Origin of the sequence: Dehalobacter sp. DCM (assembly GCF_024972775.1) — a bacterium.
Classification (GTDB): Bacteria; Bacillota; Desulfitobacteriia; order Desulfitobacteriales; family Syntrophobotulaceae; genus Dehalobacter.
Genome location: NZ_CP092282.1, coordinates 496,965 through 517,641 on the forward strand (window position 1 = coordinate 496,965; position 20,677 = coordinate 517,641).

General features: G+C 43.7%; 21 protein-coding genes. 20 read left to right on the forward strand and 1 reads right to left on the reverse strand.

What is annotated here, in order from left to right; genetic code table 11:
* The first annotated feature begins 28 nt into the window (after positions 1–28).
* The 6 genes from ispE to LPY66_RS02525 all read left to right on the forward strand — a co-directional run bounded on the left by ispE (position 29) and on the right by LPY66_RS02525 (position 5,478).
* On the forward strand, positions 29–910 hold the full coding sequence (gene ispE / locus LPY66_RS02500) for a 4-(cytidine 5'-diphospho)-2-C-methyl-D-erythritol kinase (RefSeq protein ID WP_337986555.1): 882 nt from the start codon (positions 29–31) through the stop codon (positions 908–910).
* Between the two features lie 24 nt (positions 911–934).
* Complete coding sequence (locus LPY66_RS02505) at positions 935–1,612, forward strand: GntR family transcriptional regulator (protein ID WP_337986556.1); 678 nt, start codon at positions 935–937, stop codon at positions 1,610–1,612.
* 65 nt (positions 1,613–1,677) lie between these two features.
* On the forward strand, positions 1,678–2,481 hold the full coding sequence (gene purR, locus LPY66_RS02510) for a pur operon repressor (RefSeq protein ID WP_337988005.1): 804 nt from the start codon (positions 1,678–1,680) through the stop codon (positions 2,479–2,481).
* 168 nt (positions 2,482–2,649) lie between these two features.
* The gene (gene spoVG, locus LPY66_RS02515) at positions 2,650–2,910 is read left to right on the forward strand and encodes a septation regulator SpoVG (protein ID WP_337986557.1); all 261 of its coding nucleotides are present in this window, start codon (positions 2,650–2,652) and stop codon (positions 2,908–2,910) included.
* A gap of 254 nt (positions 2,911–3,164) precedes the next feature.
* Positions 3,165–4,526 (forward strand): bifunctional UDP-N-acetylglucosamine diphosphorylase/glucosamine-1-phosphate N-acetyltransferase GlmU, encoded by a 1,362-nt coding sequence (glmU, locus tag LPY66_RS02520; protein ID WP_337986558.1) that lies wholly within the window; start codon positions 3,165–3,167, stop codon positions 4,524–4,526.
* A 10-nt stretch (positions 4,527–4,536) separates the two neighbouring features.
* Complete coding sequence (locus tag LPY66_RS02525; protein WP_337986559.1) at positions 4,537–5,478, forward strand: ribose-phosphate diphosphokinase; 942 nt, start codon at positions 4,537–4,539, stop codon at positions 5,476–5,478.
* Here the strand turns inward: LPY66_RS02525 and LPY66_RS02530 are convergent, their stop codons facing one another.
* Entirely contained in the window at positions 5,479–6,249 is a 771-nt protein-coding gene (locus tag LPY66_RS02530; protein ID WP_337986560.1) for a PRC-barrel domain-containing protein, read from the reverse strand. It lies immediately after the preceding gene.
* Positions 6,250–6,334: 85 nt separating this feature from the next.
* On the opposite strand from LPY66_RS02530, the gene pth reads away from it, so the two are divergent.
* The 14 genes from pth to tilS all read left to right on the forward strand — a co-directional run bounded on the left by pth (position 6,335) and on the right by tilS (position 20,575).
* Positions 6,335–6,895: an aminoacyl-tRNA hydrolase gene (pth, locus tag LPY66_RS02535; RefSeq protein WP_337986561.1), complete on the forward strand. Its 561-nt coding sequence runs from the start codon at positions 6,335–6,337 to the stop codon at positions 6,893–6,895.
* Between the two features lie 34 nt (positions 6,896–6,929).
* Positions 6,930–7,106, forward strand: coding sequence for a hypothetical protein (locus LPY66_RS02540; RefSeq protein WP_337988185.1), 177 nt, complete (start codon positions 6,930–6,932; stop codon positions 7,104–7,106).
* 193 nt (positions 7,107–7,299) lie between these two features.
* Complete coding sequence (gene mfd / locus LPY66_RS02545) at positions 7,300–10,866, forward strand: transcription-repair coupling factor (RefSeq protein WP_337986562.1); 3,567 nt, start codon at positions 7,300–7,302, stop codon at positions 10,864–10,866.
* A gap of 69 nt (positions 10,867–10,935) precedes the next feature.
* Positions 10,936–11,871, forward strand: a complete 936-nt coding sequence (locus LPY66_RS02550; protein ID WP_337986563.1) for a foldase protein PrsA — start codon at positions 10,936–10,938, stop codon at positions 11,869–11,871.
* A gap of 183 nt (positions 11,872–12,054) precedes the next feature.
* Entirely contained in the window at positions 12,055–12,603 is a 549-nt protein-coding gene (gene spoVT / locus LPY66_RS02555; RefSeq protein WP_337986564.1) for a stage V sporulation protein T, read from the forward strand.
* 97 nt (positions 12,604–12,700) lie between these two features.
* Positions 12,701–13,882, forward strand: a complete 1,182-nt coding sequence (gene mazG / locus LPY66_RS02560) for a nucleoside triphosphate pyrophosphohydrolase (protein ID WP_337986565.1) — start codon at positions 12,701–12,703, stop codon at positions 13,880–13,882.
* Between the two features lie 84 nt (positions 13,883–13,966).
* Positions 13,967–14,239, forward strand: a complete 273-nt coding sequence (locus tag LPY66_RS02565; protein ID WP_337986566.1) for an HU family DNA-binding protein — start codon at positions 13,967–13,969, stop codon at positions 14,237–14,239.
* Between the two features lie 99 nt (positions 14,240–14,338).
* Complete coding sequence (locus LPY66_RS02570) at positions 14,339–14,596, forward strand: RNA-binding S4 domain-containing protein (RefSeq protein ID WP_337988006.1); 258 nt, start codon at positions 14,339–14,341, stop codon at positions 14,594–14,596.
* A 61-nt stretch (positions 14,597–14,657) separates the two neighbouring features.
* On the forward strand, positions 14,658–14,936 hold the full coding sequence (gene yabP, locus LPY66_RS02575; protein WP_337986567.1) for a sporulation protein YabP: 279 nt from the start codon (positions 14,658–14,660) through the stop codon (positions 14,934–14,936).
* Positions 14,937–15,006: 70 nt separating this feature from the next.
* Positions 15,007–15,510 carry a spore cortex biosynthesis protein YabQ gene (gene yabQ / locus LPY66_RS02580; protein ID WP_337986568.1) on the forward strand — a complete coding sequence of 168 codons (504 nt, stop codon included), beginning with the start codon at positions 15,007–15,009 and terminating at the stop codon, positions 15,508–15,510.
* 269 nt (positions 15,511–15,779) lie between these two features.
* A complete protein-coding gene (locus tag LPY66_RS02585) occupies positions 15,780–16,022 on the forward strand; it encodes a sigma-70 region 4 domain-containing protein (RefSeq protein ID WP_337988007.1) in 243 nt (80 codons plus the stop codon).
* Positions 16,009–16,320 (forward strand): FtsB family cell division protein, encoded by a 312-nt coding sequence (locus LPY66_RS02590; protein WP_337986569.1) that lies wholly within the window; start codon positions 16,009–16,011, stop codon positions 16,318–16,320. Before LPY66_RS02585 ends, LPY66_RS02590 begins: the two co-directional genes overlap by 14 nt.
* Positions 16,321–16,855: 535 nt before the next feature.
* Positions 16,856–18,973 carry a SpoIIE family protein phosphatase gene (locus tag LPY66_RS02595; protein WP_337986570.1) on the forward strand — a complete coding sequence of 706 codons (2,118 nt, stop codon included), beginning with the start codon at positions 16,856–16,858 and terminating at the stop codon, positions 18,971–18,973.
* 168 nt (positions 18,974–19,141) lie between these two features.
* Positions 19,142–20,575, forward strand: a complete 1,434-nt coding sequence (gene tilS / locus LPY66_RS02600) for a tRNA lysidine(34) synthetase TilS (protein ID WP_337986571.1) — start codon at positions 19,142–19,144, stop codon at positions 20,573–20,575.
* The last annotated feature ends 102 nt before the right edge of the window (positions 20,576–20,677 follow it).

The following is a 20,677-nucleotide window of genomic DNA, read 5'->3' on the forward strand; positions in this document are numbered from 1 at the left end:
GGAAATAATTACTATAAAAAAGGTAAAAATGAAAGAATTATCGATGAACATGCTGGCACCGGCCAAGATAAATCTTGCGTTGGCCATCACGGACAAACGGCCTGACGGATATCATGGCCTCGAAACAATTTTTCAGACGGTAGCATTATATGACCGCGTGAATGTTGCGTTCAAAGGAAAAGGAATATCCTGCTTCTGCGGCGAATTAAGCGGAAATATAAACCTTGCTTATCAGGCGGCGAGGACATTCTTAGAAGTGTACGAGGCTATGGGATTTGGACATATTCCCGGAGTCGAGATTACGATTGAAAAGCAAATTCCAATGCAAGCCGGCTTGGCGGGAGGAAGTAGTGATGCGGCAACGGTTCTGATTGCCATTAATCAATTAGCAGGCAATCCTTTAACGTACGAACAGCTATTGGAATGTGCAAAAAAATGCGGTTCAGACACTGCTTATTGCCTCCGAGGGGGAACGCAATGGGGTGAAGGAACCGGAACCATTTTGGAAGAATTGCCGCCCGCGCCCGAGATGGATATATTGCTTGTCAAACCGCGGCAAGGGGTTAGTACTGCGGAAGCTTATCGTTTGTTCGATGATCAGGGACGATTCGCTAACCTGGAAAAAGATGTGTGGTTCGATGTACTGCGGTCGGCGGATGTCCCGCGCATCGGGCAATTATTAGCAAATAATCTGGAAAGTGCTGTGTTTAAACTTGTTCCTGAGATTTCCACCTTAAAAGCATTGTTGCTGGAAGGAGGCTGCATGGGGGCTTTGATGTCCGGAAGCGGTTCAGCTGTTTTTGGCATTATCAAAGACGTCGAACAAGGGGAAAAAATGCGCAGGATTCTATTGGATGAAGGATTCAATCACCATTGGCTGGTAAAGACGATCCGAGCCCGTAATATTTAGGTTGGAGATAAGGAGTGATTTGTTATGGAAAGACGCTTAGTACCCGTTAAATTAGACAGCTATAAGCCATTAAGGGAAATCGTTCTGGAGGCGTTAAGAGAGGCTATCGTCGGCGGGGTTTTAGAACCCGGTGAGCGTTTGATGGAGATCCAACTCGCTGAGGAAATGGGTGTCAGTCGGACACCGGTCAGGGAGGCCATTCGCAAACTTGAACTGGAAGGTTTTGTCGTGATGGTTCCTCGCCGCGGGGCCTATGTCGCTGGTGTTTCCCACAAGGATGTCAAAGATGTCTTTGAGATCAGGGAGGCTTTAGAAGGATTAGCGGCAGGGCTCGCCGCAGAGAAGATCACCGATGAGGAAATTGAAGAACTGGAACGTGTCTTGCATTATGAGAAAGAGCCTGATTCGCTGGAAGTGTTGGTTCAGTCGGATATCGACTTCCATGCGCTTCTATATAAGGCAAGCCGCAACGAAAGGCTTAATCAGATCCTGGCAAACTTGAGAGAACAAACAAATCGCTTTCGGACAACGTCGCTGGCAGTCCCCGGAAGAGCGAAATACGCCATTCAAGAGCACCGAGCGATTGTTGACGCCATTGCGCGGCACGACGTGGAAGAGGCCCAACGCTTGGCAGGCGCTCATATAGAAAACGCTGCCAACGTCATGTATGAAGCACTCAGAACAAGAGCAGGCAACCGGTAGAATGACTGACACGGATCAACGGGACAGAAATCATATTTTATGGATGATTGATGAGAGATGAAAGCATGAAAAGAACGGAAAGAATCATTGCCTTGACAGAAATTCTTCTATCTCATCCTAATGAACTCCTGACATTAGGCTTTTTTGCTGAGCGCTTTCAAACCGCTAAATCCACCATCAGTGAAGATTTGGCGGCAATAAAGGAAAGTTTATGTATAGCACGAAAAGGATATCTGGAAACCATCCCCGGCGCAGCCGGAGGCATTAAGTATACGCCGGAAATCGGAAGGGAAGAAGCCCAGAAATTTTTGGATTCATTGGCTCAAACCTTAAGCGCCAGTGATCGAATCCTTCCGGGTGGATTTCTTTACATGGCGGATATTCTCTATGACCCGCATATTTCCAAAAAATTGGGCCTGCTTTTTGCCAGTATTTTTCGCAAGAGAAATCCTGAAGCCGTAGTAACAATCGAAACAAAAGGCATACCCCTTGCCTTGATGACAGCGGATGCACTGGGTGTACCTGCTGTTGTCGTGGGGCATGGAAACAAGGTAACCGAAGGGTCTTCGGTCAGTATCAATTACATATCCGGATCTTCTGAGAGGATCCAAACGATGTCCTTGACGCGAAAGGCATTACGCACCGGAAAAAGGGTTCTCGTAATTGATGATTTTATTAAAGCCGGGGGCACGGCAAAAGGAATCATGAGTCTTATGCAAGAGTTTGATGCCCAGGTCGTCGGATTGGGTATTCTCATGGAGGATGCTGTATGGCATACCTCACGGTTAGTTAACGACTATCATGCGCTGCTCCAGTTGGAAATCGATACTGCAACCGGTAATACATCCGTCAGGGCCAACCGGCTTTAGGAAAATGGGAAAATAGGAAAATGGTTGTGATAAAAAAACAAGAATAATGTAAAATAATTGAAAATTTCAATTTTTTTTTGTTAAAAAGAAGGAGTTTTTTGCCAAACAGAGAATAAAAAAAGAAGATTTTTCTGGAGCGAGAAGAGAGAAGGGTGGTGATACTCAACAATGGAGATTACGGACGTCAGAGTTCGAAAGGTGAATGCCGAAGGCAAGATGAAAGCAGTGGTATCAGTCACATTTGACAATGAGTTTGTTGTCCATGACGTAAAGGTTGTTGAAGGAACGAATGGTCTTTTTGTGGCTATGCCCAGTAGGAAGACCCCGGAAGGCGATTTTCGCGATATTGCCCACCCGATTTCATCTGCGGCGAGAGAAAAAATCCAGACAAAGGTATTAGAAGAGTACGGAAAAGGCCTAGAAGGGTAATCATCAATCAGGCACGAAGAGACCATCTTTAGAGAGGTCTCTTTTTTATTCATCTATGCTCAAGCAAATTCGCTTATATAAAGCAGCTTTGTCGGATTCATTCCTATAATACACAAAAACAAGGTGATTCAAAATGTTTTTATGCAAAGCTCATACAAAAAATTAATAAAATATTTTGTTATTCTACTCAAAAATTCGTATAATAGGGAAGTAAACGTCATATTTACTATTTCTACTGGAGGGTACTTAAGAAAATGGCTTATTATACAGCGGTTGTACTGGCTGCGGGAAAAGGCACTCGAATGAAATCCGAATTGCCGAAAGTCATGCACTTCATGGCCGGACAACCCTTGATCGATCATGTCTTGGATAAGGTATCGCGTTTAGGTATTGATGACGTGTTGACGATAGCCGGGCACGGTCGTGAAATACTGACGGAGCATCTTGGCCAGCGGACACACGTCGTTGTGCAGAGCGAACAGCTCGGCACGGGACATGCTGTTATGCAAGTAATCCCATACCTGAAAGAGGATACGGATGTGCTTATTTTAAGCGGTGATCAACCGCTCTTGTCTGAGCATACCATTAAAGCGCTGATGACGCATCACAGCGTTTCTGGCGCATCCGCAACGGTTCTGACAGCATGTTTGGATATTCCAACCGGGTATGGCCGGATACTAAAAAACGATCAGGGTTTTAGCGGGATTATTGAAGAAAAAGATGCTGATGTTAAGCAAAGAGAGATAAACGAAATCAATACGGGCACGTATTGTTTTCGTGCTGGGGCATTGAAAAACGCGTTGCAGAAAATCACGCCGACGAATGCCCAAGGAGAATATTATCTAACGGATGTATTTGATATAATCCTTTCCTCAGGCGGCAAAATAGAAACACTATGTACAGACGATCCGACAGAGGCCTTCGGGATAAACAACCGGGTCCAGCTAGCCGAAGCGGAGGACATTTTATATGATCGCATACGAAAGCACTGGATGCTGGAGGGGGTAACAATTATTAATCCATCGTCGGTGTTCATCGATGCACAGGCTGTTTTAGGCAGAGATGTTATTATCAGCCCGTTTACACTCATTAAAGGAAATACGCGGATTGACGATCATGCCCAGATTGGGCCTGGGGTTACAGTGATCAACAGTCACTGCCGGCAAGGATGCAAGATCCAGCATGCGGTGATACAAGACGCCGTCATCGGTGAAAATTGCAGCATCGGGCCTTATGCTTATATTCGGCCAGGGACAGTGTTGGGGACGGGAGTTAAAGTCGGCGATTTTGTGGAGATAAAAAACAGCCATATCGCGGATGGTTCCAAGGTCCCTCATTTAAGTTATATCGGGGATTCTGTGATTGGGAATGATGTGAATATCGGGGCAGGTACGATAACCTGCAACTATGACGGGATGGCGAAACACCGGACGACAATCGGAGACAATGTCTTTGTCGGCAGCAATACGAATTTTGTTGCTCCGGTGACTATCGGTCATCACGCCGTCATCGGTGCGGGATCGACAATAACCAAGGATGTGCCTGCTGAATCACTGGCAATAGAAAGATCTCAGCAAAAAAATATCGAAAATTACACGAAGATTAGGAAAAAGTAGGGGGATTATCATGGCCACAAAAGAACTGAAAATTTTCTGCGGCAATGCGAACAAGGATTTAGCCCAGGAAATTGCCGATTACTTAGGAATTTCTTTAGGCGTTGCCAATGTCAAAACATTTCAAGACGGTGAAATAAATATTGGCATTGATGAGAGTGTCAGGGGTGCTGATGTTTTTGTCGTTCAACCGACGTGTGCACCAACCAATGATAACATTATGGAGTTGCTGATCCTCATCGATGCGTTGAGAAGAGCCTCCGCCAGCCGGATTACCGCAGTCGTACCTTATTATGGATATGCCAGACAGGAACGAAAAACCAAAGCCAGAGAACCCATTACGGCAAAACTGATGGCCAATCTTATTACCACGGCGGGAGCAGACCGTTTGGTGGCAATGGACTTTCACGCACCAGCTATTCAGGGCTTTTTTGATATTCCGGTGGATCATCTGCCGGGCGTTCCGATTATCGCCGAGTATTTCCTGGAAAAGAAGCTGGAAAATATCTGTGTCGTATCTCCGGATATCGGCGGCGTTGGGAGAGCGAGAAACTTTGCCGAAAGGGTAAATGCCACCTTGGCTATTGTTGATAAACGCCGCCCTGAGCCCAATGTATCGAAAGTGATGCATGTTATTGGCGACCTTCAGGGAAAAACAGCGGTATTAATCGATGATATTATTGATACAGGCGGAAGCATTACCCAAGCCGCAGCGGTACTACTGGAAAAAGGGGCAAAAGAGGTTTATGCGGCGTGTACACATCCGGTACTGTCCTCAACGGCCATTGAAAAGCTGGATAACTCCGTGATCAAGGAAGTCGTCATCACCAATACGATTCCTTTAGCCAAGGATAAACAGAGCAAAAAAATAAAGGTGCTTTCAGTGGCACCCTTATTAGGAGAAGCTATCGTCCGGATTCATGAAGATTTGTCCGTCAGTAAGCTGTTTAGTTAATTAAATCATCTTGTTGTCCCGGTTATCAGCCTCAGCCTCAGACACCGGCTCGGGAGCATCTGCTGCTGCAGGTTGCGCTTGTTCCAACGTGTCTTCGATCATAGCCTCGGTGTTGACCATTTCCCCCAGTTCAGCGGTTTCCTCGCTAGGGGAGGGCAGGTTATTCTTTTTGCTTTTTCGCAACACACTATTCGCATCCCGGCCTTTCCGGGATGCCTTTTGCGCGGCTACCTGGAATAATTGTTTGACATTTTCATTGATGCCTTTGGAAAAGAGTTCCAGACGCTCTTCGCTATCTTTAGCGGCAACAACGACATCAGCGCCGATCGTGAGTACATCATCCGCGTTTAACCGTGCTTTCCCTTTGAGTAATCCGTCAATTTTGCCGCCGGAGATCTCCAGACACGCAATGGCGCCACTTTCCTCATCAACATAAAATTCTTCGATAAGCCCAAGGGTCTTGCCGTTGGCTGTGATGACTTTAATGCCAATCAGAGCAGCCTTTTCTTTCAGAAGTTCCATCATCTCGGGTAGATTGGTTGCTTTTTCTGCTTGTTTTTCGGCGCCGACCGTGATGGCATTTTCTCCGACACTGACAACTCTGTTAAATGGGATTATACGCTGTTCCTTGAAGAAGCCCTTAGGGTCAACGATTAATGCTGCGACTGATTTGGCAGCAGGATCTATCACAATATTGCGGACAAGCCCGATTTGTTGACCTTCTTTTAAAGAAATGATCGGTAACGATAATATTCTTTTGCTTGGCAGCATATCGATTCCTCCTTTAATTGTTTCACAAAGATACCAGTTTACTTTATGCATGATAATTTTGGTTTATGCTGAAAAGGAGATACGAATGAAGGCGATTGTTGGTCTTGGCAATCCAGGAGTAAAATATAGCCGAACAAAACATAATGCCGGTTTTATGGTGCTCGATAACATAGCGAAAGAGGAAGGGTTGGTTTTCCGCAGCGGCTTTCGCGGCCAAGCTGCAGAAGCAAAGAAGGATGGCGAACGGATCTTCTATCTAAAGCCGCAGACATATATGAATCTCAGCGGCTTGGCTGCAGCAGAATTGGTTAATTATTATAAGATTGCACCTCAAGACATCTTGGTCATTCATGACGATATGGATCTTCCGCTTGGAAGACTCCGACTTCGCTCTAAAGGAAGCGCAGGCGGGCATAATGGCATCAAATCCTTGATTGCCGAATTGGGGATCCAGGACTTTTGGCGTTTAAAAATTGGCGTCGGCAGGCCGAAGTTGGAAACGGACGTTGTTGATCATGTCCTGACCTCATTTGCTAAACAAGAGGCAGAAATTTTCGAAGAGGCGATTATTCGGGCGGTCAAGGTTTCCGCTTTGTGGTGCCAAGGACGGCAAGATGAAGCCATGAACCTGTATAATAGGGAGTGAATACGGCAAGCATAATACAGGGAGGTGTATTCCATTGTATATGTTAAAAATATGCCGTTGTTGTGATGCCATTGTGGGCGAATTGGATACAGATGATTCCAAAAATCTGCGCATGGATCATTCGATTGAAATTACAGGTAATGTTGCCTATACACTCTGTTCGCGGTGTATGCGTGAATTGGATATACACAGAGCAACGTACTACCAGTAATTATTAAATTATTTATCGCAGGGATATCTAAGAATTAGGGTATACACAGGTTCTGAGAGGATAAAATGCTTAATAAATGATACCATTGAGAATTCCGGAATTGGGTTGCGTGCGTCGTGCACGCCATAGGTTCTAAGAGGGATAGAATGAGATATGCATATAAACGTGCTACTTTATGCGGGAGGGCATCTGCATGCCTACGATTAATGATTTTTTGTACAAGGGCTTTGATATAGGCGAAATTAACGCTGCATTAAGTCGAAAAGAAACACCTCAAATGGTTTACAATATAACCGGCAGCCAGAAAGCTGCGTTTGCCGGTCAGCTGGTTGGTTCAAAACAACAGTCTCTCATTATTACGTATACGGATGAACAAGCCCAAAATTGGGTGAATGACCTGGAAACCTGGCTGCCTGATTATGACATATTATTGTTCCCTTCAACGGATTGGCTCCCCTTTGAAGTTCTGAGCAGAAGTCATGAAAGCACGGCGGAACGTATCCGCGTGTTAAGCAGTCTTATGCATAACAACGAGCAGTCTGGCCGGGGGAAAATTGTTGTTGCCCCAGTCCAGGCAATTATCAAAAAGCTGCTCCAGCCGAATGTTTGGTCGAAACATTGTGTGCAGTTAAAGGTAGGGGAACAGTATACACTGTCTGACATCATGCTTCTTTTTGTAGAGGCTGGTTACGAACGCGTTGAAACCATTGAAGGCAAAGGCCAGTTTGCGTTGCGGGGAGGCATATTGGATATTGCTCCCTATGACCGAGACCCGATCCGGGTAGAATTTTTTGATGAAGAGGTCGATTCAATCAGGGTGTTTGACCTCGAAACCCAGAAATCCCAAGAGAGTATTCCCGATGTATGGATCGTTCCTGTCCACGAATATGTGGTAAGTAAAGAGGAACAACACAATCTCAAATGGGAGGTAAGAGCAAAAGCCCGTAAAGCTGTAGGCCGCTTACAACGCTTGGAACGCTATGATGCCGCTCATAAACTTCACAAGAAAGTGGAACATATCATCGAGCGTTTGGATACAGGGATACTGAATGAAAGCATTTATCCGTATTTAGCGCTCCTGCCGGACGAATATGTTCCGTTTTTTGAATGGCTGAATCCGGATTGCCTGGTTTTCCTTGATGAGCCCTTAAGACTAAAAGAACAGTTGGATTTCCATTACAGTCAGCGTATGGCTGAATTTGCCGACAACCTGGAAAAAGGAGAAGAGTTTGTCAATCCGGATAAGTTATTCATTGGATTTGAGGACCTTTTGGCAAGCAGACAACGCCCTTTAATCGGCCTATCCAACCTATTGCGGGAAATAACCGGGTTTAAACCGAAGCGGGTAACCAACCTCACAGCGCGTCCCTTAGCAGGTTATGCTAAGACGTCCATGCTTGTAGAAGAAATTGAGCGTTGGCAATCCAGTGGGTATACGATAGCCCTTTTTGCCGGAAATGCGGAGCAAGCGCAACGTTTGGTCCAAGGAATGAAAGACCGGGGTATTACGGCCGGTCTGTTTTCGCTATGCGGCAATATCACCCCAGGCGGGGTTTCTGTTTATCCGCTTTCCATAAGTCAGGGGTTTGAACTGCCGGTTAGCAAATTGATAACATTTACCGAAACGGAGATCTACCGAAGAGAGCGAAAACAGCAGCCCAAACCGAAGAAAGCGCAAAAAGAAACGGATATTATGGCCTTCAGTGATCTTAAGCCGGGTGATTTTGTTGTTCATTTTTACCATGGAATTGGCAAGTTCACGGGAATTGAAACGATTACGGTGGATAATATCCAAAAGGACTACTTTGCCATTAAATATGCAGGGGAGGATAAACTCTATGTCCCGCTTGACCAGCTACAGTTGTTGCAGAAGTATTTGGGAACAGATGACTCCAGCGCGCCAAAACTTAATAAGCTGAATGGCAATGAATGGAATAAAGCCAAGGCCAAGGCCCACTCTGCGGTTAAGGAGATGGCCATTGATTTATTGGCCCTTTATGCCAAGCGAGAAAAGGCAGTCGGATTCGCTTTCCCTGAAGATAATCAATGGCAAAGGGAATTTGAACAACGTTTCCCCTATGAAGAAACACCGGATCAGCTTCAGAGTATCACGGAAGTTAAACAGGACATGATGAAAACACGGCCTATGGATCGCCTTTTATGCGGCGATGTGGGCTACGGGAAAACAGAAGTGGCACTGAGGGCTGCTTTCAAGGCTGTTTTGTGCGGGAAACAAGTCGCTGTCATGGTACCGACGACGATTCTGGCTCAACAGCACTACAACACGTTCAGAGAGCGGTTCATGGACTATCCGGTAAAGGTGGATATGTTAAGCCGTTTTCGTACACCGAAGGAACAAAAGCATATTATTCAGAGTCTCCAGGATGGCACCCTGGATATTGTCGTTGGAACTCACCGGCTATTATCTGACGGCGTTAGTTTTAAGGATTTAGGACTGCTCATTGTTGATGAAGAGCAACGCTTTGGGGTTGCCCATAAAGAAAAAATTAAAACGTTGAAGACGAACGTCGATGTACTGACCTTATCCGCAACACCCATTCCAAGAACACTTCACATGTCACTTGTCGGATTACGGGATATGAGTATTATCGCAACCCCCCCGGAAGACAGATTTCCTGTGCAGACCTTTGTGGCTGAATTTAATGGCGAAATGGTTCGTGATGCGATCCGACGGGAACTGAACAGGGGCGGTCAGGTTTTTTATGTTCATAACCGAGTAGAAAGCCTTGATAAAGTCGTTCGATTACTCAATTCATTAATTCCCGAGGCGCGCTGCGGGGTTGTCCACGGTCAGATGAGCGAAACGCAATTGGAGAGAGAAATGATGTCCTTTTTAGATAAAGATAAGGATATCCTTGTATGTACCACCATTATCGAAACCGGCTTGGATATGCCCAATGTGAATACGCTCATCGTCGATGAAGCGGACAAGTTTGGCTTAAGTCAGCTCTATCAGCTCAGAGGCAGAGTGGGGAGATCCAATCGCAAAGCATACGCCTATTTTCTTTATCCGCCGCAAAAGGTTTTAACGGAAGAAGCTGAGAAAAGACTGTCAACAATCAGAGAATTCACCGAATTTGGTTCCGGTTTTAAAATTGCGATGCGTGATTTGGAGATTCGTGGTGCCGGCAATTTTATCGGCGGAGAACAACACGGACATTTAGCAGCCATTGGCTTCAGTCTTTATGTCAAAATGTTAAAAGAGGCCGTCCAGCAGCTTCGGGGTGAGGCCGTCGAAGAAACGATTGAACCCGCTATTGAACTTCAAGTTAAAGCACTGCTTCCGGACGAATATATTGTAGATAAACAAATTAAGGCGACATTGTATCAACGCATGCTTGGCTTATCCAACGAAGAAGCTCTGCATGATATCCTTGATGAATTGATCGATCGGTTTGGGACACCGCCAGAGGAAGTAGAAAACCTGATTAAAGTTATTCAGATTAGAATAAAAGCGAAACACATGCGTTTGGAGCAGATCATTCAGCATAAACAGAGTATATCCGTGCGATTTGCTACCGATCCGGGGATAACCGGGGCCCAACTGATGAGTATGGCATCTCAATTCCCCTATCCGTTATCTTTTGCCGCTGTAGAAAACGGCAAGCTGGAATTAAATATCCGCCTGAGAATACTTAATACGGAAGATATCTTTAAAGCCATCATCAAGCTGTTGACAGTACTGGAGGAATATGTTGCCCAACAAACAACAACGGAAGCGGCTCCAACAACAGGTTAATTGCTTATAAACCACTTAATTGGTATAATGACGTCATGACGTTATGCGGAGTGAAAGGGAGAATGTTATATGAAAAAATATACAATCGCATTAATCATAGTCATTAGTACATTTTTATGGCTAAGCGGTTGCGCCAGCCAGAACAATTACGCCATTAAAGTGAATGGAAAAAGTGTTTCTAAGACCGTCTACGAGGAAAAATTAAATGCCAGTAAAGCCTACTATGAAAAACAAGGTATGGATTTTACCACAGACGAAGGTAAAAAAAGTTTAGAAACCATAAAAAGTTCTGTTTTAGAAAATATGATCTTAAATGAACTGATCCGACAGGAAGTAGAGAAGAACAAATGGGATCGCTCAGCGCCCGAAGTAACAGCACAAATAGACGACCTCAAGGCACAACTGAAAGACGCGGGGAATGACTATGAGACATTCCTCAAAGAACAAGGTATGACCGAGGATGAGGTTTCGTATTACTATACGTTTACGTATAACATTGGAAAAGATGTTGCCGTTTCAGACGAGGAAATCAAACAGTATTTCGATACCCATTATTCCTCGTACGGCGGTCAGGATGAGCAGGTCCGCGCCAGCCATATACTCGTTGCCACAGAAGCAGAGGCCGTTCAAATTATCAAAGACCTCAATGCCGGCGCCGACTTTGCGGCATTAGCTAAAGAAAAGTCCAGTGATGGAAGTGCCGCAGATGGCGGCGATCTTGGCTACTTTAACCGAGGCGATATGGTTGCTGAATTTGAAAATGAAGCATTTAGCCTAAACGTAGATACATGGTCGCAGACGCCGGTAAAAACGCGGTTTGGTTATCATGTTATCTTGGTTGTCGATCATAAAGAACCTGTTGTGCCAGACTTTGAAAAGGTAAAGACAAAGGTAGCCGAGGACGCCTTAGCGAATGCTCAGAATCTGAAAATTCAAAGTTATTATTCTGATCTGAAACAAAATGCCGATGTTGTATACGCGGAGGACTTAAAGCCTGCTGAATAAATGTAAATCAAATACGTTGAACAGAAATATCGAGGTGCACAGCGAACTCTAAACCATACGCTGTGCACCTCATTTAATTATAAAACATTCTTTTTTGTGTTATGGAAAAATATGAATAATAAAACAAGTCAAGATATATACTAAGATTGAATTAGTTGCTTTGGAAAAAGGAGGGAGAACTTAGTGAAAGCAACCGGAATTGTCAGAAGAATAGATGATCTTGGACGGGTAGTTATTCCTAAAGAAATCCGCCGGACTTTACGGATAAGAGAAGGCGATCCGCTGGAGATTTTTGTGGACAGAGAAGGGGAAGTGATACTTAAGAAATATTCACCGATCGGTGAATTAGGGGATTTTGCCAAAGAATACGCAGATTCCTTATTTGAAGCAACAGGACATATTGCCTGCATTGGAGACAGAGATGTCATCATCGCCGTATCAGGCGCTTCAAAGAAAGAGTTCTTGAACAAATCTCTCGGGGCAATTGCTGAGCAAGCAATGGAAGACAGGAAGACGATTTTTAATTCAGGCGAATCTTCTGTTTTGAAAGAGGCAGAGGGTGACGACAAAACCAAAGTGTATAGCCAGGTCATAGCTCCGATTATCTCGGAAGGGGACCCAATTGGTGTCGTGATACTTATGTCCAAAGAACCCAATGTAAAAATGGGCGATCTTGAAACGAAGCTTGTTGAGACTGCCGCTGGTTTTCTAGCCAAACAGATGGAACAGTGACCGTTAATAGAAATGAATGGGTATAAAAGAACTGTTGACGTTAAGTTGACAGTTCTTTATCATTGAAGAATCAGTAAACATCGCAGGAGGAGTACCCATGAAACCGATCATACATATTTTGGGTCTTGGTTTGGAAGATTTGGACAGCCTGTCTCTGGCAGTCTATAAGATGTTAAAACAGGTTAATCATATATGGTTGTGGTCAGACGATCATCCTGCAGCCAAAAACATTATACGGGAAGAGTTTCCTTGTGAAGTCTTATTTGGAGAGGAAAGCCAAAGGGACGGAGAAGCCAATATCGATGATCAGCTGTCTATAGCAGCGGAAAAAATCAAGACGACAAATGACCTCAAGGAGATCGTGCTCGCTTTGCCGGGATTTCCTATTGCCGAGGGCAAAATTATTTCCGGATTGAAGGAAAGACTCCACACGATCTATGATATTGATACACAGTTGCTGGTTGCGCCGGGCAGCATGGAAAAACTCACGGCTATTATGGCAGAATTACGCTCGGAGTGGGGATGTCCTTGGGATAAAGAGCAAAGTCACCACACGTTAAAGAAGTATCTGGTTGAAGAGACCTATGAAGTCATCGATGCAATTGATTCCCAGAATATGAATAATTTTTGTGAAGAATTGGGAGACTTACTATTACAGATAGTTTTTCATTCTCAAATTGCCAGTGAATCCGGGCTCTTTACTATCCAGCATGTTATGCAAAGCATTACAGAAAAATTGATACGACGGCATCCGCATGTTTTTGGAACAGTACAGGTAGAATCCAGTCGGGAAGTCTTAGTCCACTGGGATGCAATTAAGAAAGCTGAAAAGGCGGGGTCTGAGCAGATGACATCATCTGACAACGATACGAAGCGGTTTTTCGATATGCCTCAGGGGCTCCCGGCACTCATGCTGGCAGATAAGACACAGAAGAAGGCGGCCAAAGTCGGCTTTGACTGGGATATCGTCGATGGTCCACTGGAAAAAATCCAAGAAGAACTAACTGAACTAAAAGCGGAAATCGATAACGGGGATAAGAATAACCCAAGACTGAAAGAAGAATTGGGGGATGTATTGTTTTCAATCGTCAATCTCTCCCGTTTTTTGGAGATCGACGCAGAGGAGGCGCTTAGACTCGGGACATCGAAATTTCAAAAAAGATTCACCACCATATTAGCTAAAATGACTTCGGATGGAACGGAGAAGGGAAAATATGACCTAAATATGATGAATTTTTATTGGGATCAGGTAAAAAGTGAAGAAAAATCTGGGGTTTGAGGTTTATTTTAGCATAATGAAGAAGGAGAAACCATTTTCATAGCGAATATAGTTTTATTACTTTTTTATATTGGAGGGAGACTTTTGAATAAAGCGGAACTCGTTGCTGCAGTAGCAGAAAAAACGGAATTTACCAAGAAGGATGCCGAGAAAGCGGTAGCCGCAGTTTTTGACACGATCAGCCAAGCAATGGCCAGTGGTGAGAAAGTCCAATTAGTTGGATTCGGTACTTTTGAAGTCAAGCAAAGAGAAGAGCGCGTTGGCAGAAATCCTCAGACTAAAGAGGAAATCGTTATCCCGGCATGCAAAGTACCTGGATTTAAAGCAGGTAAGGCTTTAAAAGAGTCTGTACAGTAATAGTCATTCTTTAAGGTTAGTGGTTATTAATAAAGGCCAGGTTCTTCGGAGCCTGGTCTTTTCACTATCATGGTCGCAATTTGGAAAGGGGTACACCGCATGCGTTTGGATAAATATCTTAAAGTTTCACGATTAATTAAACGTCGGACGGTAGCAAAGGATGTTTGTGAAGGAGAAAAAGTCAGTATTAACGGGAAAGTGGCAAAACCTTCAGCTGAGATAAAGCCTGGGGACACGATTACGATCAATATGCGGAATCATGTTCTGGAGGTCAAGGTCTTAGCGACACCTCCCAGTGTCCGCGCTGAAGACGCGGAATCGCTTTACCACGTGCTTAAAGATGAAAAGAATGAATAATGTGTCTAAACCCTCCGTTCTCTGAATAAATATATTTAGAAAAGATTTGGAGGGGAAGCACATGGTAAATAAAAGTGATGTCATCCATAAGATTACCATAGAAGAAAGAAAACATTTAGTGATAACGGGTGTCAATCGGGTCAAGTCTTTCGAACCGAAGGAGATTGTACTCGAGACCAACCGCGGCGGGGTGACGATCAAAGGACGTGACTTGAGTGTCCATAATTTAAACCTCGAACAGTCCGAACTGGAAATAGAAGGGCAAATCGATGTGGTGACCTATGCCGTCAGTAGTACCGGAGAGTCCTCAAAGGGAGTCTGGCAGAGGATTTTTAAATAGCTGCGCTTGCATCCTGCACGAACAAAGTATCATGCGGTAAAAGGCATCCTGTGTTAAGAGGGGAGCGTAGTTGGAAATTAACGAATTTGCGGTATTGATGATTATCGTTGTCAGTGGCATGGCTGTGGGTTTATGTTTTGATTTTTACCGGATCGTACGCTGGAAATTAAAATTAAATAAAGTATTCACATTCCTATTTGATGTGCTTTTTGCTATTTTTGCACTTGGTCTAATTTATTTTTTTGCCCAAAAAGCAAATTACCTGGAACTTCGATTTTATCTTTTTATCGGGAGTCTCGTTGGATTACTCCTTTATTTAGTCATCTTTAGCCGTATTGTAAATAAGATTCTGCAATTTATATTCCGTATATTGGCTATGGTAAAACAGTCCATTTTTAAGGCGATATCACAATTTATAAGGTTTGTTTACACTTTTTTATCGTGTATTATGCGTTTGCCTTACCGTATACTTCGCTGGGCAGCGCTTCTCCTCTATCGAATAGGAGAAGGAATGAGCAAGGATAGTGCTGCCTTCATACGCAGCAGTGTATTCCGACGGATAACAAAACGGTGACGCTAGAATGTGACGTACCATTAATCAAACATTAATCGATTAGCCAAAACAGTGGGATGTCTTGATTTTCAGAAAGTTTAATTATATAATAAAGATACTTGTAATTCTGTACTTATTTTGTATTTATTTTGTAATTATTTTGTAAATCATTTTATAATCGTTTTGTACCGGAGACATGACGTGTTGCTGGCCAGCCCATCGGGCAAGTCCCTTTGTTGTTTAAGCGGTAGTCATGTGTTTCTTCGCAGATGCTTTTTGAGGATACAACCGTGCATTGGGAAATTAGGGGTTTAGAAAAATTAAGTTTTCGGGAAAGACAAGCTGTTATGCTCAAGGAAAGCGGACGATCCAGTGAGGATATCGCGGAATTACTAGGCATAAGCAGCAGTTCCGTCTCTACAATGCTTGCGCGTGCTAAATCAAAAGGCTATCAGATAATCGGTATCATCCAGGATCACGAGTTCGGTCTAAATTTTCCTTTGGAGGATGATAAGGATTATGAAAAACAGTAAAAAGAATATGAAAAAAAGAAGAAGACGAAGAGTAAATCCTCTTTTTGTTATTGGTCTGGGTATTGCCTTGATGCTGGGTGGGACTTGGTCCTATCAGTTATACAATATAGACCAATCAATGGAAAATCAACGAGCTGAACTTATTACTCAAAAGCAACAACTTGCGGCTAAAAATGACGCGCTTCGTAATGAAATAGAGAAATTGAACACACCCAGTTATGTAGAGCAATTGGCGAGGGAAAAGCTAGGCCTTGTGCGTAAAGGTGAAATTCTTATTGCACCAAAAGAATCGGAATAAAAAAGAAGGCAAAATAAACACACTTTTGCCTTTTTTTAGTATATCAGAAAAACTCTAAGTGACTTTCTGTTCCAGAAAGTTTGATTCACGTTCTGACTTACATAAGTTCAGCTATGGCTGCCGCCTTCGTCTAATGACTTGGCGCCACCAAGGTTCACTTATATCTTGGCGCCGGTAAGTGTTACGTATTTTTCTTAACATTATAATGCTCTGTCTAGTAGACAATTCTCGAATTAGATACACAAATTACCCCAGAGTAAGGACGCCTGCACAATGCATACGTCAAGCGGAGCACGGATTGCGGACTTGAAATAAGCTAAAAAGAAGAAAAGTTAACGTTATTTTTGTCGGTAGGCCGGTGTAATATCACACATATTTGTTGATATCAGCTTAGCCGTTATTATTTTGAAGAAGTAAGAAATATCATGTCCGGCAGCTGTTACCTCGTTAGACACGCTTCGCCGCCTGGACAAGCTATAATGATTCCATTGGCATTGTAACTTAGATTACAGGACATATGGAAGAGGTGGCTTTCATGGCGGAATGGGCAACACTTAAGGCGGAAAAAGTTATACGTCGTTTGTATGATTCGATAGGAATTTATCTCATCATTGCCTTTATCGGACTACTTGCAGCCCGGGCAAATATTCAGGGCATTTATCCCTTTGCAGCTGCCTTTCTTATTGTATTAGCGCTAGAGAAGAACAAATGGATTCTGCCGGGACTTGTCGGTGTGATGATTGGTCTTGTCACATTAAAAAATGGGACATTATGCTTGGAGGTCATTCCCGGTATCATTCTGGGGGTTATCGTTGCCAGAAGACTTGTTGTCGGTAAGGCGAAACTTCTTCTGCTTGCGTTACTGACAGCAGTGATCACGGTGTTGCCCTCACTTTCAATGCTGGCGATTTCGCATACGTTAAGTGCAGACGGAATTATCATCCTCGCTGCACGCTCCGCGCTTGCAGCTGGATTTTCTATTATTTTTTATTTTGCCTTTCAATATTCTGAATGTCTTTGGAAAGGGAATTTCAGCAGCGAGCAGGGCTTAGTCTGGATTTTAGTGCTTGCCATCTGCTTAAGCGGATTACAAGGACTTGTTATAGGAAAAATCGATCTGCAAATTGTCTTTTTAAGTTTTTTCCTGCTCTATATTGCCTATAATCATGGCGCCGGGTCTGCAGCCGGTGCGGGAGCGATTTTAGGATTTTTACTGAAATGGGATATTGGCGCTGATAATCTTATTGATGCGGGTATCTATACCCTAATTGGATTTATCTGCGGGGGGTTTACACGTTTTGGTAAAATTGGAATCAGCCTCGCTTTTGGGGCATCGGTGCTCATGCTTTCGTTTTTTGATAACGAAGGATTCCTTTCTTATCACCTCTATTCTTCAGCAGTGGGACTTATCCTGTTTTTCTTTTTACCCGCAAGAAAAAATGACAAGTCCTTTTTGAAGAAAAAGGTCATGCCTGAAATTGAAACAACAGTGAGTAAAGTAAAGACGCTGGGTGAAATCTTTGACCAATTGGCTTTTGGGTTTCAAGCCGCGGGACTGGAATCAAAACTGCAGCCGGAAATCCCGGAGCTGATGAATTTATTGGTTGAAAGGATTTGTAAGAACTGCCCCAATACGGAGCAGTGTTGGGAGAGAGAGTTTCATCGCACGTATAATTTTATCTACGACGTCTTTGCTTATTCTGAGGAAACCCTTTTTGTTGATCGGCTGGATCCAAAGGCTGGGCAGGATTCGGAGAGGGCAAGACCAGCCGAGTGGAAAAGGTATTGCAGCCGAATAGATGAAGTTCTTCTGGCCGTTCGGTTTATTTTAGAGCAGGAGAAGGATAAAGAGGTATGGCAAAAGAGATTGGCCCTGAACAGAGAAGCCTTGGCCGGACAATACCGGGGGGTATCTCAGGTTATTGGACATTTGGCGCAGGAGCTTCACTCAAAGCATAATGCAGAGGAAGGAAAGCCCCTCGTCTGGTCCCGTAAGCATAAGTTGATACTTGACCTTGGTGTTGGAACATTTATCAAAAGCGGAAATGGCATCAGCGGTGATAACTTCAACTCAATCTCGCTTTCATCCACTAAAAGTGCATTGATTGTTTGTGATGGCATGGGGGCAGGTGAAGAGGCGGCCAGAATGAGTTCTGCCGCATTGACTATTCTGGAACAGCTACTGAGCACCGGGTTTGATCCGGAAGGGGCGATCAAAGCGCTCAATGCCATTCTTGTCCTGCGTTCTCCGGAGGAGAGTTTTGTTACCATCGATATGGCTGTTCTGGATCTTGAGGCTGAAACCGCGCGACTAATAAAAATTGGAGCGGCACCGTCATTCGTTATGAAGCAAGACAGCGTTGAGTCTGTCGAAACGTCAAGTCTGCCTGCAGGTATTCTTAATGATATCGACATCCCCGTGATTGATATCGAATTTAAGGATGAAACGCTGGTTATTGTTACCGATGGCATTTTAGACGTTGCCAAGGATAAACCTTTTTGGCTTAAGGATTTTCTGGCCGAAAACAAGAACTGTTCTTCTCAGGAATTGGCGGATAAAATTGTTCATAAAGTTCTCAAAATGTATGGGAATTATGTCGAAGATGATGGCGTTGTTCTCGTTATAAAGCGAAAAGATCTGGGAAAAAGATAATTCATAAAAGTGCACTCTGAGTGCACTTTCTAAGCTAGTGTTAAGTTTTTTCTTATAAGGTACATACATAACCTGCGAATAAGATAAACGTGTTTCTTTGACAAAATAGACAATTCAATACACAATAATAGGTGAAGTATTTCATCTCTGAAATCAGCGGAGGGAAAAATGTATCACAGGTTGAACTCGAATGTCTTACCAGAGCTCATACCGCCATTTTCCAGAGTGCTTGTTGCTGTATCGGGGGGACCGGACTCTGTCGCTTTGGCACATGTTATTTGGCGTTATGCGTCTGAAAACAAAGATAAGTGCATTTCCCTCATTATCGTCCATGTCAACCATAAAGTTCGCAAAGAAAGTGAACGTGAAGCAGAACAGGTAAGGAAACTGGCCGATCAATTAGGAACGGAATTCATACTCCATGAGTTTGATGCTAAAGCATATGCCTATGAAAAAAAGAAGAGTTTTCAGGAAGCATCCCGGGAATGGCGCTATACCCGCTTCCGGGAAGATATGCATGAGTTGGACTGTAACTTGTTAGCAACGGCACATCACTTAGGCGATCAAGCTGAGACCGTGCTCTATCGGTTGCTAAGAGGCAGCGGGGCAACGGGTTTAGCCGGCATTTATCCTAGGAAAAACAGCGTAGTTCGTCCGTTTCTCACCGTGACCAAGTCGGAAATAGTTGATTATTGTCATGACAATAATCTGTCTTATGCTATTGATCAGAGCAATTTGAAATCCGATTACTGTCGAAATAAAATAAGGTTGGAACTGATTCCCGTATTGGAGCAGGAGTATAATCCAAGGATCATAGAGGCCCTTGGTCGGACTGCGGAACTGCTGCGGTGGGATGAAGAATACATTCGGTCGCATGTTGATCGCTTATGGACAAAATACTGTCTGCAAGCGGAGGAGGATCGTATTCTGCTTTCCTTGGGGGCGTGGGATGAGCCTGAGGCTGTACTATCACGTCTGCTGCGCAGGGCAGCGGCAGAAATTACGGGAGAATTCCTGGGCCTGGAGTATAAATTTATTAAAAATATTATAAAAGAAGGAAAAAAAACCGGATGGCAGCAGGATCTTCCAGGTTTGGGAATTGAAAATGTCGCGGATGGTTTTCTTTTTTTCCGGAAAGAATTAGATTTACAGTATTCTCATGGTGATGAAGGATCGGGAAAATTGTTACCTTTTTCAGAAATCCAACTGGCAGAAAATCACTGGCATTCGATTTTGGGTCATGGCATCCAGGTGGGTATTTTTGATTTTTTCCCTAACGATAAGATTATTTTGGCGGATACGACAATTGATGCTATTCAATTAAAAGAATTAAATGAATCCATTATCTGCAGGAGAAGACGTACCGGCGACCGTATTTATTTTCAGAATTTAGGGCATAAAACGATTAAGAAGGTTTTTCAAGAACGCAACATACCGGCAGCCAAGAGGGATACGATACTCCTGTTTGCCGTTCAAAATCACGTCATATGGATCCCGGGTATCTGCCGAAGCAGCAGATTTATACCGAATAAGGATTCCCCCGTACGCTATATCCTTATTGCGCAAGATGACTCTTCACATTCCAATTTGGATTCGTTGTAAAAAGAAAAGTCACATGATATAATATCTCATAGTTTTTTAAAGCGATTGTCGATGCGTGCAGCATCTTTTCGTATTATGTTTTTTGAATGAGAGGAGGATCTC